Consider the following 15,560-nt stretch of genomic DNA (forward strand, 5'->3'; position numbering starts at 1 on the left):
TTGCTGTTTTACTATCACGACAATCTAATTTAAACCAAATACTGAAGTTGTAAGTTCACCGGTTATTAAACAGAATTGGTATATTGCTGGTATTACTATACACTATTTATATGTCATCTACCCAATCATTACCAGATAATGGTAATACCTTGCTCAATACCTTACCAAAAACGCCTTCCGGAATTAGTGGCCTGGACCAAATCACAATGGGTGGTTTGCCTACCGGCCGCCCTACCCTGATCTGTGGAAGCACAGGCTGTGGAAAAACACTCTTTTCTTTAGAATTTTTAATCCGCGGAGCGCAGGAATATGGCGAAGCGGGTGTTTTCATGGCTTTTGAAGAGAAACCTCAGGAGCTTGCGATGAACGTTGCATCGCTTGGCTTTGATCTCAATAAGTTACAGGAAGAAAAGAAAATCAAGGTAGACTATGTCCATATCGACAGAAGCGAAATTGAAGAAACAGGGGAATATGACCTTGAAGGATTATTTATCCGCTTAGGATATGCCATTGATACCATCGGCGCAAAGCGTGTGGTGCTGGATACCATAGAAAATTTATTTGCCGGTTTAACAGACCTCGGTATTCTGCGTGCAGAGCTGCGCAGGCTTTTTGGCTGGTTAAAGGAAAAAGGCGTTACTGCTATTATCACAGGTGAACAGGGAGAAAAAACGCTGACCAGACAGGGCCTGGAAGAATATGTATCTGATTGTGTAATCCTGCTGGACCACCGAATTATCAATCAAATCTCTACAAGAAGATTAAGAATTATCAAATACCGTGGCACTTTGCACGGAACCAATGAATATCCCTTTCTGATTGATGAAGAAGGTATATCGGTATTGCCCGTAACCTCACTTCAACTGGATAAACCAGTATCGTCAGAAAGTATCCCAACGGGCATCCCTGCCCTCAATGAAATGCTAAGCGCCGGCGGCTTTTTCCGCGGCAGCAGCGTGCTGGTCTCAGGCACCGCAGGCACAGGCAAAACCAGTATGTCTGCTTCCTTTATCAACCAGGCATGCAAAGACGGTTTAAGATGTTTGTATTTCGCCTTTGAAGAATCCCCGCTACAGATTATGCGTAATATGCATTCTATTGGAATGGATTTACAAAGTCATATAGATGCTGGCCTCCTAAAGTTTTATGCCTCAAGACCAACGCTTTACGGCCTTGAAATGCACCTGGTAGCTATCCATAAAGCAATTAAAAAGTTCCAGCCACAAGTAGTTGTACTTGATCCGATTACAAATCTCATTACTATAGGTTCAGTAAGCGAGGTTAAAGCAATGCTGGTACGTTTGATCGACTTCTTACAGGAACAGCAGATTACAGTTATGTTTACGGCACTTACACTTAACAATATTGTAAATGAGCAAACAGACGAAGGTGTTTCTTCGCTGGTAGATGCCTGGATCCTCATCAAAGATATCGAGATGAACGGCGAAAGGAATAAAGGCTTGTATGTGATGAAATCCCGCGGAATGAAACATTCAAACCAGATCCGTGAATTTGTGATCAGCGAAAATGGGCTGGACTTAATGGATGTTTACCTGGGGCCGGAAGGCATCCTCACTGGCTCTGCAAGAGAGGCACACCGACTGGAGGAACAAACAGGCAAAGTTCTGCATACCCATACCCTTGACAGAATAGACAGGGAACTGCAGCGTAAGCGCAAAGTACTGGAGAGCAAGATCGACAGCCTGAGAACAGAATTTGAATCTACAGAAGATGAATTAAATAAAATTTATACTGAAGAAGAGATCAGAAAAGATGTGCTCAGCCAGACCCGCGAAAAAATGACCAGCTACAGAAGCAACAGTTCTTCATCAGCAAGTGAATAATAAATCATCATGGAAGAACAAGATCAATATGAGCTACGGCTCTACGTAGCTGGTAAAACACAAAAATCTGTAACAGCCTTAAATAACCTAAAAAAATATTGTGAAGAACATTTAGCCGGTCAGTATGTTATCGAGGTGATTGACCTGTTGGAAAACCCGCAGCTTGCTGAGGGCGACCAGATCTTTGCTGTTCCTACCCTGGTAAAAAAGGTACCGGAGCCGGTAAGAAAGATCATTGGCGATTTATCCAACAAGGAAAAAGTATTAGTGGGATTAAACATACGCCCTAAAAAAGCATAATAAGGGTGATTAATGGATGAAGATTATAAAGACTGGGGCATTGAGGATGTACCAGTTTATCAGCTTAAACTATTTGTGGCAGGAACCTCATCATTGTCAGTCAGGGCAATCAGTAATTTAAAACTGATCCTCTCTAAATACCTTGATGGGAGATACGAGCTGGATATCATAGACGTGTATCAACAGCCGGAGATGGCATTGCAGGACGATGTTGCTGCCGTACCGATGCTGCTTAAAAAATTTCCATCTCCAACCAGAAGATTGATTGGGGATATGTCTGATACTGCTAAGGTATTGCGTGGTCTGGGTATTTAGTAATTTGCAACAACTTTGAAAACAGAAAAATCAAAAGAAGAACTGTTAAAATTATTAGAAGAAACAGAATATCGGCTTGAGGAAGCAAACGATGCGCTTGAGGCTATACGCTCAGGTGATGTTGATGCGCTGATTGTAAAGGATGGCGACGGGCATTCTATCTTTACCCTGCAAACGGCCGACCGCTCCTTCCGTATTTTTATTGAACAGATGTCTGAAGGAGCAGTAACGCTCAATACAGACGGAATTATATTATATGCCAATTCCAGTTTTGCTGAGATTATAGGGCTGCCGCTGGAAAAGATTATCGGCAATGCATTTGAGCGTTTTATGCTGGATGCCGATCGTATCACCTGGAACAGGATGATGATCACTGCCTGGTCAAACCAAACCAAACTGGAACTAAAACTTTTTACCAGCAACAACGTTCCTGTACCTGTGTTACTATCCCTCAAAGGCTTAGAATTAAGTGAGGGACTGTGTATGAGTGTGATCATTAACAATTTATCTGCACAGCAGGAAAACCAGCGTATACTCCGCGAAACAAATGACCAGCTGCTGGATGCACAGCGCGAAGCCAACCACCTGAATGCCACGCTGGAGCTTACCGTTCAGGAAAGGACAAAAGAACTAACCATCAACATCACTGAAAAAGAAGTGATTGAGAAAAAACTGAGGAACAATCAGGAACGCCTGTCGCGCGTATTGGAAACAATGGCCGAAGGGGTAATTATTACTGATTTGCATGGCAAAACAACCTACGCCAATCCCATGGCCAAGAAAATGCTGGGTATCACGCGCAACGCTACTAACGAATATATCTATTCTGACTGGCAGATGCTCTGGATCAATGGTGAACCACTGCCGCCACAGGAGTACCCTATTTACTCAGCTATAGCCACTACCAATCCGGTTTATGATTACGAAATTGCTGTACAGCCTCCCGGGGCAGAGAAATTTTATATCTCGATGAATGCTGCTCCCCTGAGAGATGCAGACGGGCAGATTATTGCCGGCATCGGTACCTTTATGGATGTAACCAACAGAAGAAAGGCCATACAGCAAAAAGACGATTTTATCAGTGTAGCCAGTCATGAACTGAGAACTCCGGTAACTTCTTTACAGGGATCATTGCAGCTGTTAAACAAGCTGCGCGACAGGCTGGACGCTCCTGTTGTGCCAAAACTGATCTCCCAGGCCAATAAAAGCATGGAGAAAATGAAGATCCTCATTGACGATCTGTTAAATGCCACGAACATGACCGAGGGCCATCTGCAGCTTAAGAAATCATGGATCAATCTCAGTGAACTTATTCAGGATTGCTGTCAGGATATAAGATCAGGCGGATCTTTTGATATTGTGATCGTATGTGATGAAGAGGTCAAAGTATATGCCGACGAACACAAACTGGAGCAGGTCCTGGTAAACTTTATCAGCAATGCTGCAAAATATGCCCCCGATTCAAAAGAAATCAAAGTCTGCATTACCCAGGAAGACCAAATCGCTAAAGTGGCCGTAATTGACCATGGACCGGGTATTCCTGCTGCAAAACTTCCCTATATTTTTGACCGCTATTACCGCGTTACCAGTGATGGCAGCCAGTATTCCGGTTTAGGCTTAGGGCTGTATATCTGCGCGCAGATTATCTACAAGCATGGTGGCAAAATTGGCGTGGAAAGCGAGCCTGGCCAGGGCAGTACTTTCTGGTTCAGCATCCCTGTCGGGGTAGCGGATTAATTATTTTTTGCATCTTTACAACCTACATCTATCTTAAAACATGTCAGAATTTATCGTTAATATTGACAACTGCGACCTGGAGCCAATTCATATTCCCGGCAAAATTCAATCTCATGGTTTCCTGATCGTAATCAGCACCACCTCACAGATTGAATTTGTCAGTGAAAACACTGCAAACTTTTTAAAGATCAGCGCCACAGATTTGTTAGGCAAAAACATTACTGAAGTTGAACGTATTATTGATTATCAAATACAGCCAGCATTTATATCAAACCTTTTATTATTTGGAAAAAACGATAATTTTGAGCAGGTCAACCCCTTTGAATTTACATTATCAGGCTTTCTGTTTTATCTGGTAATCTCAAAATCTGACAGTTACTATTTACTTGAATTTGAAGTTGCCGGTCAGGATGCTGCCCTGGATATCCAAAAGCAGATGGGCCGCGCCATTGCGAACATGCTGGGTGATAAAAGCCTTACTAATTTATTGAACAACAGCGCGCAGCAGATTAAGAATATCATCCATTTTGACCGGATCATGATCTATAAATTTGCTGAGGACGACCATGGAGAAGTGATTTCTGAAGCGAAAAACGATGATCTTGCCTCCTGGATCGGTTTACATTACCCAGCCTCAGATATTCCAAAACAGGCAAGAGAGCTCTACAAAAAAAACCTGACGCGGCTGATCGCAAATGTAGATGAAGCACCATCGCGCATACTCAGTTCACATTCAGCGCATGACCACCTTGATTTAACACATTCACAGCTCAGAGCTGTATCTCCTATACACATTCAATACCTCAAAAACATGGGGGTTGCCTCCAGTTTCAGCATCTCATTGCTTTATAAAGGAGAGCTTTGGGGATTGATCGCCTGTCATAATTATACCCCACGATTTATCGATTTCAAATCAAGGGAATCCGCAAAGCTGATCGGTCAGATCTTATCGTCCGCATTGGAATTCAGACAGGATGAAGAAGACCAGCAGCTGGTGGATGGCTTTAGCAAATCACTGGACAAGCTTTCCCGGTACTTAAATAAAACAGAAATCATCAGCGAAGCATTGCTGGAGCAGGATGTAAACCTTTTAAATATTGTACAGGCCAGCGGCGCTATTCTTATTCATGAGAACTCCGTTAATGAGCTGGGTAAAACGCCCGGTAAGGAGCAGCTTGCAAATTTGCTTACATGGATCAAAGAAAATGTGACCGAGCCGGTTTATCAGACGAACAACCTGCCCGAAGTATATCCTGCGGCGCTGGAATATAAAGATGTTGCAAGCGGCATGCTGGTGTGCATATTATCAAAAGATCTGTCGGAGTATATCATCTGGTTCAAACCAGAGATTATTGAGACTATTAAATGGGCAGGCGATCCCGGCAAGCCTTTTGAATTTAACACTGCCGGAGGACTACAGATTTCGCCAAGGCATTCATTTGACTTATGGATGCAGACCGTTACCGGAAAGTCAGAAAAATGGAGCAAACTTGAAATCAGGTCTGTCAGACAGCTGCGCGATGAGATCATTTATGCGATCAACCAAAAAGCAAATGCTCTGCGCCTGCTCAACGAGAAATTAAAGATTGCGTATGATGAGCTGGATACTTTCAGCTATACGATTTCACACGACCTGAAAAACCCCTTAGCGGTGATTAAATCCTATACCCAGTTGCTCAGCAGGGATAAAACAATCGGCGACCAGGGTATGAAATTTTTGTCGAGGATCGGATATGGTGCAGATAAGATGCATTCACTGATTACCGAGGTATTGGATTATTCCAGAATCGGCAGAGCGGAAGTTGAGCATCAGAACATAGATGCCCGTGCCATGATCACGGAGATTATTTCCGACTTGCGGGTCATTTATCATACCGAAAACCTTAAAATACATGTAGGTGAAACACCTGATCTGCAGGGAGAAAAAACTATGCTGCTGCAGGTATTTTCTAACCTGATTGGCAATGCGATGAAATACAGCCAAAATACCGCGCATCCCGAAGTCAATATTGAAGGAAGCATCGGTAAAGACCATGTGCAGTACAGCATCAGGGACAACGGCATTGGCATCGACCCCAAAGATCATCACAGGTTATTTGAACTTTTCCAGCGAATGGATAATGCACAGGAAATCGAAGGTACAGGTGTAGGCTTATCTATTGTAAAGAGAATACTGGATAAGCACAATGCAAGGATCTGGATTGAAAGTGAAGTGGGTAAAGGTTCTACTTTTTATGTTGTTTTTCCGCTCCTGCAGTAGCCGGGCATAAAGGAAAGTAACTAACCAAACTGCCTCTTGAAAGCCGAAGGGCTTAAACCTTTATATTTCTTAAAAGCCCTGTTCAAATGGCTTTCATCAGTAAAATTAAGCTCGCTGGCAATTTCGTTGATACGCATATCACTGTGCAGCAACCTGGTTTCTATCAACCGCAGTTTATAATTAGAAATATATTGCTGCAAAGTTTCGCCCGACTGCTTTTTGAAATACCGGCCAAGATAAGTAACTGAAATCCCAAAGTGCGCACTAAGGTGTTGCGAACGCAGCAATTTAGGTTCAAAGATGTGCTCCTGGATATAATGAAGAATAGCCAGCACAGGCTCTCCGGTATTTTCCTGTACATTTTTTGGAAGTTTGAGGGCGATATTCCGGGCTACAACGGTGATGATCGTTTTAACAATTTGCTCAATGATTTTGGAATAGTACAATTGCTGATTGGTATGCTCAATGATAATACTTTCAATCAGCGAGGCAATCAGCGGTTTGTCTGCCTGGTTCTTTAATATACAGCCCGGCCGGTGGCTGGCGTTCTGCAGAATATATTCGATCCGCTGCACAGATTCATGATCTCTGGAAGATTTATTTTCTATATAATACCTGTTAAAACGGATGAAAAAGAACCTGGTTACCGTGCCGACATCAAAAGAATGAATGTCTTCAGGAGTTAATAAAAACAGGTTGCCTTTACGGTAATTAAACCTGTTGTGATTGATGTATTGCACCCCGGTACCATCAGCAATGTAAATGAGTTCAAAGAAACTGTTACTGGCGGGCCTGGCCTGATAATTCTCCAGCTCTTTTAATTCAATTTCAAATGGCTGGTATAAATTATTTTTCCGCATGCTTTAAATATACTGATTTAGTGAAATATTGTACAGGTAATCAAAGGCTGTACTTCCATAATTTTACTTTCATAAACAACATATCAAATGAAAGTATTAATTATTGGCGCTGCGGGAAACATCGGCCGGATCATCAGCAGAGAACTTGGTAAAAAGTATGAAATTATCACTGCCGGCAGGAACAGCGGTGAGATCAGGGCAGACCTCTCCTCTCCTGCTTCAATAACCGAAATGTTTAGCAAACTTCAAAACATCGATGCCTGTATTTGCGTAGCAGGGCAAAGTTATCTGGGAGATTTTCCTTCCATGACCCAGGAGGATATGCAGCTGAGCATTCAGGACAAACTTATCGGCCAGATTAACCTGGTATCTATTGGGATGGATTACTTGAATGACAATGGTTCTTTCACCCTGATCTCGGGCAAGATGGGAGATCAGCCCTCAAAGTTTTCGGTGGGCAAGGCGATCAGTAACGGAGGGATCAACAGTTTCACAAGGGCCGCTGCAATGGAAATGCCCAGGGGGATCAGGTTAAATACAGTAAGTCCCGGAAAGATATCAGACATCACAATTGAAGACCTCACTCATGCTTATTTACAAAGCATTGAGGGACAAATCAACGGAGAAATTATCAAAGTGAACTATAACTAAAAGATATGAAAAGATTAGTGCTATTATCGCTGTTATGCTGTACACTTTACAGCCATGCCCAAAGCTCAGTTAATGCGCATCAGGCAAAAGTCCCTCAATGGATCACAGGCACCTGGACATTAGTTTCCGTTGAGAATAGCTATCCCAACGGGGACAAAGTTTATCCCTACGGAGCCCATCCGAAAGGCATGCTCATCTTTGATGTATCCGGAAACTACACTTTACAAATTTATAAGGATGAAAGGATCAGCGTTGCCTCAGGTGATAAAAACAAAGCCACGCCCGAAGAAAATATAGCCCTGGTACAAGGTAGCAATGCACACTTTGGAAAGTATGCCATTGACGGGCCTCATCAATTGATCACATTTTTGATTGCCTATGCTTCATTTCCAAACTGGGATTCTCAAATTCAAAAACGTTCTTACAGCTACCGGAATAACCAATTGAAATATGTTGTGACCAACACAACACAAGGCGGCCAAAGTGTTACTGCAGAAGTTACCTGGGAACATTATTACCCGTAAAAAGCCGGAACCTTTTACGGGTAATAATGTGAAATTACTGTGTTGCACCTCCATTAACCAGCAGATGCTGGCCATTAACAAAAGAAGATAAATCACTGGCAAAAAATTCTGCCACATTAGCTACATCTTCTATATCTGCCAAACGCCCCATCGGGCAACTGTCAAGCAGCGACTTACGAAGATCGGGGAAGCTGTCAGGCTGGGCAAAGATCCCTGAGTGGTCTACCGCGAAAGGGATCAGTGAATTAACCGTCACGCCACGGTGCCCGATTTCCTTGGCCAAAACCTCTACCAGATATTTTGGGGCAGTTTTACTTCCCCCGTACACAGCCATGCCGGGCACTGCAAATACTGTTGTGCTGGAGGCCACATATATGATGCGCCCATTGTCTTCCACATGTTTTGCGGCCTGCTGGATCGTAAAATACGAGCCTTTGGTGTTGATCGTAAATACCTTATCAAAGTCTTCCTCCTTAATTTCGGTAACCGGCAGCTCTACCTGCTCTATGCCGGCGTTGGCTACTACAATATCTATTTTACCAAAAGCCGCCTTAGCATCTGTAAACAGCTTTTCTATCTCGGCAACCTTTGTTGTATTGCCCCCTAAAGCAATGGCTTTACCACCCGCCGATGTAATTTTATTCACGATTTCATCGGCCTTCTCTTTGTGAGAATTATAGTGGATCACTACCGATGCGCCCAGCGCTGCATACCGCTCTGCAATTGCTTTCCCAAGTCCGCCAGAAGAGCCTGTAACCAGGGCTACTTTATTATTTAATGTGTTCATCATATCAAATGTTAAGTTTTTAGTTCTGTTGATAAATCAGGCAAAGCCGCCATTGATGCCTATATTTTGTGCACTGATCCATTTTGCATCGTCGCTGGCCAGAAAAACAATTACTTTGGCAATGTCATCAGGCTCGCCCAGGCGATTGAATGCCGATTGTGCGGCCAGCCTTTCGATGACCTCCTGCGGCTTTCCTTTGATAAACAGTTCTGTGTTTGTAGGCCCGGGAGAAATAGAGTTTACGTTGATGCCCCGGGCACCCACCTCTTTGGCAAATACGCGTGTCAGTTGCTCTACTGCAGACTTGCTGGCCACATAAGTACCATACGTTGGCTGCATCACCCGGTTAACTGATGAAGAGAAATTGATAATGGTGCCATTATCGCTTAGTTTGGTAGCCGCCTCCCGCAGCGTGTTAAAAGTACCCCGTACGTTGATCCCGAATTGCCGCTCAAAGTCTTCGTCTGTAGTGTCTTTAATGGGCTTGGTAATCATAATACCGGCGTTGTTCACCAGAACGTCAACCCTGCCAAATTCAGCAATTGTTTGATCAAACAATTGTGTTACGTCTGCAGATTTACTCACGTCTGCCTGCACAGCCAGGGCTGTACCACCAGCTGCCTGTATTTCCGCCACGGTCTTATCCGCATCTCCGGCTCCGTGTGCGAAGTTAACCACTACTGTTGCGCCTGCTTCGGCAAGCCTTTTTGCTACGCCGGCCCCAATTCCTTTGGAAGCTCCTGTAACGATAATTACTTTTCCTGTTAGTTTACTTATGGTTGTTTTCAGTTTAACTACATGATCAACAACCAGATGCACCTTTGGCTTTAAATATAAATGTCACAAATCACAGATTATCCTATTCATATCAAAGAAACAGCTGAATAAACCTCAGGAATTATTTCCTGCCCTGAATTTTGCCGGGCTAAGTCCGGTATGCCGCTTAAAGAAGGCACCAAAATGAGCCGAGCGCCCGCAGCCTATTCTGCAGGAAATCTCTTTGACAGACAGTGAAGTATTCATCAGCAACGAACGGGCTTCCGCAATCGTCTTCTCCGCAATCCAGGTGCTTAAAGGCCTTCCGGTTTTGCTCTTGATCACGCTGTTTAAATAATTGGGATGCAGTTGTAATTGAGCGGCAAAATCCCGGGCCTGAAAACCGCGTTTTAACTTCCCGGATGCCAGGTCCTTGTAATGCTGCTCAACCAGGATATTGAAATCCCTTACGATCACAGAATGGCGGTCTCCTTCTGCATGGGGGTCGTAATCCTTCCAGAATATTTCTTTGATCTTTAATAAGATCACCACAAACAGGTTACCGATGATGCGGCGCCGGTAGGCAGATGAAGAAAGGTGCGCTTTTTTTACCTGTTCATATAATTCTTCGAACTCAGCAAAAAGCGCATGGCCTATCATTTTACCGGGAAAAGTTTCCGAAAGCAAAAATGGAAACTCCTCAAAGATCCTGTTATGTACATTTTCCTTCAGGAAACTTTCGCTCATGGTAACCAGGCAAACGCTGTTAATGGATAGCCAGTTGAAAGATCGCCAGTGCCCGGGATTAGTAAAGTACACTGTGCCAGGTCCAATCGGATAGTGCTGATCGTCTACAAGATAATGTCCCGTTGCATCTTTTACAAAAACGAAGACAAAAAAGTTTAACCTGCTTACGGGGCTTTGAAAAGGAAAAGTCCTGTTCAGGTCTTTAAGGTCAAAGATCGTAAAATCCTCGTCAGGCCCCATGAGGCTGGTGGGCAGGTTAAGGGCTGCATACTGATCCTGAAGGGTCTGGTAGATCATTCTTTCCATAGGTTTCAGGTTTATCTATTTCGATGAAAATTCTTCATACGCAGCTTTGGCGATGTTCGCAATGATCAGTTCCCTGGCATCCATCTCCTCATAAGATTCGGCTACAAATACAGCAATAGCAAGATGATTGCCATTCGGTAGCGTGATCAGGCCTACATCATTTGTTGCCGGCGACAGCCCGTTTTTAGTTGAGGAAGTACCAGACCTGTGCGCTAATGGTGTGCCGGCTGGCAGGAAACGGCGGATACGATTAGGAGTAACAAAGGTATGGTGCATCATTTCCAGCAATAAATCCCGGTTTTTGTTTGATAGAACAGGTTTATTGAGCAATATGTCCAGCAGTTGGATTTGTGCCGAAGGCCTGCATACATTCAGGTACTGGAGGGGCCATTCAGAACTCATCTGCGCTTCGTTCACCTTAACTGTAAAAGCGGGAACGCCCAGGCGATGAATGTCCCTGGTGATCCTGTCCCCGCCCCCCAGTATCTTCATGATGATATCACAGGCGTTATTATCACTTTTTGTGACCATATCAGACAGTACTTCCAGCAGCGGAACATCTATATTTCCATCCGGATACTTATCATACAAAGCACTTACAGTTTTTTTGAGCTCCTCCTTTTTAATATGTACCCGCTGGTTCAGATCTATTTCGCCCTTATCGGCAGCTATTAATAAACTCATGGCGATCGGAAACTTAAAAACGCTCTGCATCGGATATAAAACGGCATCTCCGTGGCTAAGGGTATCCCCTGTTTCCAATAATCGTATCGCTACGCCCACCTTGCATTTACCATTACTGGCATAAGCCCTGATTTTATTTCTCAGCCCCTCATGTCCCTGCGCCATTAAAGGCGGGTATATACCCAAAGTAAGCAACAAACAAGCTATCGTAAATCGTGTATAAACTGTCATGATAAAAATTTTTATTTGTAAAAATAACAAATTTTCGTCTAACATATTTACAGCGACCATAACATCATGTCATAGATTTCAATTACTATTGCGCCCGCTTTAGCCAGTTTTTTTGCTACGCCCGTCTTTTTACCCTTTGCCCCGCCTGTTACGATGAATACTTGTCCTGATAGCTCAGCCATATTGCCTGGATTAAGCTGAGATGATCTCAGTTGCGGTTGCTAATTCTTTGAATTCCTGCATCTGCTGCTGCAGGGCAGCTATTTTCTTTGCAGCCTGTTCATAGGCATCATTGCCCAGGAAAAGATGTACCGGCGGATTGCTGAGCTTAACAAGCTCAATAAATATTTCCGCTGCCTTTTCAGGGTCATTTAACTGGTTCCCATTGATATTCTCCAGGTGTTCCTTTTCAGACTGGCGTGCTGCCTGATAGCTGTCAATAGGATTTACAGCTACTTTTAAAGAACCTGATGAAAGAAAGTCTGTACGAAAATAGCCCGGGTACACAACCGTGGCTTTGATATCAAATTCTTTAACCTCCTCTGCATAGCTCTCTGTCATACCTGCGATAGCAAACTTTGTGGCAGCGTAAATGCCCCAGCCCGGAAACTCACCATTAAACCCGGCAACCGAAGAAATATTGATCACATGCCCTGACTGTTGCCTGCGCAGGTATGGGGTTACATGGCGGATCACGTTTAAGGTACCAAAAACGTTTATGGCAAAGCTGTCATTTACTTCCCTGGCAGTAAGCTCTTCGAGCGTACCGGTTTGGCCAAAGCCGGCATTGTTCACCACAACATCGATGCGGCCAAAATAAACAACGCCCTCAGCAATCACACTCTTCACGTCTGCCTCATCACTGAGCGACATGCTGAGGGGCAAAAAGTTCTCAGATTTGCCGCCTACTTCGTCTTTCAGTGATTTTACGTTACGCGAAGTGGCAATTACACGGTAACCATCTGCTAATAATTTTTTCACTAACGTAAGTCCCAGGCCTTTGGAGGCACCTGTTACCAACCATACATTTTCTGTGTTCATAGGATCATTTTTATGATGAATTTATCTTTAACTGTACTGAAATTTAAATACTATGCCACCGGGTTTTCATATACTGCTCTTTGATGTGAAACCTCTTTAAAACCACGGATGCCATGATAAGCGCCCATGCCGCTGGTACCCACGCCACCAAATGGCAGGCTGCTGTCCATCCAGCCTTCAAGCCAGCCATTTACACATACAATGCCCGAGGAGCTATGGTTAAGCACATCCTGTACAAAATCATCCGCAGTTGAATAAATGTACATGCCAAGCGGTTTACCTAAAGTGTCCATATAGTTATAGGCTTCCTGTATATCGTCATAAGGGCAAATCACGATTACAGGGCCAAAGATCTCCTCTTTCATGATCAGGGCATCAGCAGGCACATCAGACAAAACAGTGGGCTCGATCATCAGCTTTTCGGCATCCTGGCCGCCCCCAAAGCTGAACGTGGCGCCAAGCTCCCGGGCGTTGTACAGATAGCTGGTAACCCTGTCAAAATTTTTCTTGTTTACCATCCTGGAGGTGCGCGCGCTCACAAATTTGTCACCGTCATAATATTCTGTTTTGATATGTTTGATCAGCTGTGCTGTAAGTTCCTCTGCTTTGGATTTAGGCACACAGATATAATCGATACACAGACAGGTCTGGCCACCATTAAAAAAACGGCTGGTTACGATGTGTTTTGCTACAAGGTCAAGGTCTGCCGTTTCATCAACCAGCGCAGGATTTTTGCCGCCCAGCTCCAGTGTAACAGAACTTAAGTTTGCCGAAGCAGCGGCCATCACCGTTTTTCCAATGCGCGGGCTGCCGGTAAAAAACACATGGTCTACCGCAAGTTTTTGCAGCTCGGTAGTTACATCAGTATTGCCTTCAAAAGCATAAACATACTTTTCATCAAAAGCTTCTGAGATAATTTTTTTGAGCACTTTACTTGATGCTGGTGTAGTTTCTGTGGTTTTGATGATTACAGAATTTCCGGCAGCGATAATTGCCACCAGTGGCGTTGTAACCAGGCTGAATGGAAAATTCCAGGCGCCCATCAACAAAACAACACCTTTGGGATCATAATGGATATAGGCCTTTGCCTGCTTGTTGGAAACAGGTTCAATATGAACAGGCTTTGCCCATTCCTCTATATTTTCCAAAGCCTCGTCGATATCCTTCACAGTAACCATTACCTCAAAAGACGTCTCTTCATTGGTTGGCCTCCCCATGTCGTCGTACAGGGCCTGCTTTACTTCTGCGTTATATTTGAGCATGGTTTCCCTGAAACTTTTGAGAAGGGCTTTACGTTCTTCAATGCCGATAGGATTACCGTGCCTGTGAAATTCTTTCTGCAGTTTGAACACTCTCTGAATTTCAGGCTGCAGATTTTCAATACTGTTAATTGCTTTCTGGTTTACTAATGATTCTGTTTCCATATATTTAACTATTAATGATTTAGATCAATATTTTATTAGTTAAACCAAAATTATTGGATATAGCAGATAAAAGTTAGCTAAAATCAAACCAATGATAGCATATATCAAACGTAGACTGGTATATGATCAGAAAATCAGATTAATTTGTTCCACCGCCGCGCAAACCTAACCCAACCACACCATATGCTACCACAAGAAAACCTTCAACAATTTTACAGTGATAAACTCAGCGCCCGGCCCAACGGCCTGGATGAAATCACAGGTCATTTTAATGTTTTTCGTATAGAAGAATGTGCCGCACCGGGGATGCCTCCCTTTAAATACACCAGGAAAGATTTTTATAAGCTTTGTCTGATCAGAGGACGCAACCGCTACCATTATGCCGATAAAAGCATTGAGCTCAATGGCCCCACCCTCATCTTTTTCAATCCCTTTGTACCTTACAGCTGGGAACCCCTGGAACCGGATGTTTCAGGCTATTTCTGTTTGTTTACAAAGACTTTTATCGATCAGAATGGCGGTGCGCAGGTAACCTCGTTACCGATGTACGAAATTGGCGGCAAGCTGGCTTACCAGCTGGGCGCAGACGAGGAGGAGCATGTGTCTTATGTATTCAAAAGAATGTTTGAAGAAGTCCAGTCAGACTATGCGCTAAAAAACGATCTTATCCGTAATTACATTACAGAATTGTCTCACTTTGCTTTAAAAGCCGAGCCTTCAGAAACGCTTTACCAGCATCCTGATGCACGCAGCAGGCTTACCACCGTATTTACTGCGCTGCTGGAACGCCAGTTTCCTGTTCCTGCCGTGAGTGCACGTTTTACGATGCGCTATCCCAAAGATTTTGCTGATCAGCTTGCCGTACACGTGAACTCGCTCAACAGGGCGGTAAAAGAGATTACCGGCAAAACAACGTCAGAATTCATTGCGGAGCGAATCATTTGCGAGGCAAAGATCTTACTGAAATACAGCGATATGAATATTTCTGAAATCAGTTTTGCACTGGGGTTTGACGAGCCCTCACATTTTAATACGGTATTTAAAAGAATTGAAAAATGCAGCCCTTCAACTTACCGTGCACAAAAGACATAGT

At 43.7% G+C, this 15,560-nt stretch carries 16 protein-coding genes; 8 read left to right on the plus strand and 8 right to left on the minus strand.

The window, feature by feature from the left end:
* Positions 1-110: 110 nt before the first annotated feature.
* From kaiC to FN831_RS22735, 5 genes are read left to right on the plus strand one after another with little or no spacing between them, the layout of a single operon-like run.
* Complete coding sequence (gene kaiC, locus FN831_RS22715; RefSeq protein WP_142530500.1) at positions 111-1,844, plus strand: circadian clock protein KaiC; 1,734 nt, start codon at positions 111-113, stop codon at positions 1,842-1,844.
* Positions 1,845-1,853: 9 nt separating this feature from the next.
* Positions 1,854-2,144: a circadian clock protein KaiB gene (gene kaiB, locus FN831_RS22720; protein WP_142530501.1), complete on the plus strand. Its 291-nt coding sequence runs from the start codon at positions 1,854-1,856 to the stop codon at positions 2,142-2,144.
* A gap of 12 nt (positions 2,145-2,156) precedes the next feature.
* A complete protein-coding gene (locus FN831_RS22725; RefSeq protein ID WP_142530502.1) occupies positions 2,157-2,459 on the plus strand; it encodes a circadian clock KaiB family protein in 303 nt (100 codons plus the stop codon).
* A gap of 15 nt (positions 2,460-2,474) precedes the next feature.
* Positions 2,475-4,196, plus strand: coding sequence for an ATP-binding protein (locus FN831_RS22730; RefSeq protein WP_142530503.1), 1,722 nt, complete (start codon positions 2,475-2,477; stop codon positions 4,194-4,196).
* Positions 4,197-4,236: 40 nt separating this feature from the next.
* The gene (locus FN831_RS22735) at positions 4,237-6,456 is read left to right on the plus strand and encodes an ATP-binding protein (RefSeq protein ID WP_142530504.1); all 2,220 of its coding nucleotides are present in this window, start codon (positions 4,237-4,239) and stop codon (positions 6,454-6,456) included.
* A gap of 20 nt (positions 6,457-6,476) precedes the next feature.
* Here the strand turns inward: FN831_RS22735 and FN831_RS22740 are convergent, their stop codons facing one another.
* Entirely contained in the window at positions 6,477-7,316 is an 840-nt protein-coding gene (locus FN831_RS22740; protein WP_142530505.1) for an AraC family transcriptional regulator, read from the minus strand.
* An 87-nt stretch (positions 7,317-7,403) separates the two neighbouring features.
* On the opposite strand from FN831_RS22740, the gene FN831_RS22745 reads away from it, so the two are divergent.
* Entirely contained in the window at positions 7,404-7,967 is a 564-nt protein-coding gene (locus tag FN831_RS22745; RefSeq protein ID WP_142530506.1) for a short chain dehydrogenase, read from the plus strand.
* A 5-nt stretch (positions 7,968-7,972) separates the two neighbouring features.
* Positions 7,973-8,491 carry a lipocalin-like domain-containing protein gene (locus FN831_RS22750; RefSeq protein WP_142530507.1) on the plus strand — a complete coding sequence of 173 codons (519 nt, stop codon included), beginning with the start codon at positions 7,973-7,975 and terminating at the stop codon, positions 8,489-8,491.
* Positions 8,492-8,525: 34 nt separating this feature from the next.
* Here FN831_RS22750 and FN831_RS22755 read toward each other — a convergent pair whose 3' ends face one another.
* From FN831_RS22755 to FN831_RS22780, 7 genes are all read right to left on the minus strand, one after another.
* Positions 8,526-9,281: an SDR family oxidoreductase gene (locus tag FN831_RS22755; RefSeq protein ID WP_246101706.1), complete on the minus strand. Its 756-nt coding sequence runs from the start codon at positions 9,279-9,281 to the stop codon at positions 8,526-8,528.
* Between the two features lie 33 nt (positions 9,282-9,314).
* The gene (locus tag FN831_RS22760; protein WP_246101708.1) at positions 9,315-10,097 is read right to left on the minus strand and encodes an SDR family oxidoreductase; all 783 of its coding nucleotides are present in this window, start codon (positions 10,095-10,097) and stop codon (positions 9,315-9,317) included.
* Between the two features lie 72 nt (positions 10,098-10,169).
* Positions 10,170-11,087, minus strand: coding sequence for an AraC family transcriptional regulator (locus tag FN831_RS22765; protein ID WP_142530508.1), 918 nt, complete (start codon positions 11,085-11,087; stop codon positions 10,170-10,172).
* Positions 11,088-11,102: 15 nt separating this feature from the next.
* Positions 11,103-12,002 carry a class A beta-lactamase gene (bla, locus tag FN831_RS22770; RefSeq protein ID WP_185960576.1) on the minus strand — a complete coding sequence of 300 codons (900 nt, stop codon included), beginning with the start codon at positions 12,000-12,002 and terminating at the stop codon, positions 11,103-11,105.
* 47 nt (positions 12,003-12,049) lie between these two features.
* Entirely contained in the window at positions 12,050-12,184 is a 135-nt protein-coding gene (locus FN831_RS28300) for a hypothetical protein (protein ID WP_262711896.1), read from the minus strand.
* Between the two features lie 10 nt (positions 12,185-12,194).
* The gene (locus tag FN831_RS22775) at positions 12,195-13,043 is read right to left on the minus strand and encodes an SDR family oxidoreductase (RefSeq protein ID WP_142530510.1); all 849 of its coding nucleotides are present in this window, start codon (positions 13,041-13,043) and stop codon (positions 12,195-12,197) included.
* Between the two features lie 50 nt (positions 13,044-13,093).
* The gene (locus FN831_RS22780; RefSeq protein WP_142530511.1) at positions 13,094-14,467 is read right to left on the minus strand and encodes an aldehyde dehydrogenase family protein; all 1,374 of its coding nucleotides are present in this window, start codon (positions 14,465-14,467) and stop codon (positions 13,094-13,096) included.
* A 183-nt stretch (positions 14,468-14,650) separates the two neighbouring features.
* Here FN831_RS22780 and FN831_RS22785 point away from each other — a divergent pair, with 183 nt between their 5' ends.
* Positions 14,651-15,559 carry a helix-turn-helix domain-containing protein gene (locus tag FN831_RS22785; protein ID WP_142530512.1) on the plus strand — a complete coding sequence of 303 codons (909 nt, stop codon included), beginning with the start codon at positions 14,651-14,653 and terminating at the stop codon, positions 15,557-15,559.
* Position 15,560: the final 1 nt, after the last annotated feature.

Origin of the sequence: Pedobacter westerhofensis, assembly GCF_900182595.1 — a bacterium.
Lineage (GTDB): Bacteria > Bacteroidota > Bacteroidia > Sphingobacteriales > Sphingobacteriaceae > Pedobacter > Pedobacter westerhofensis.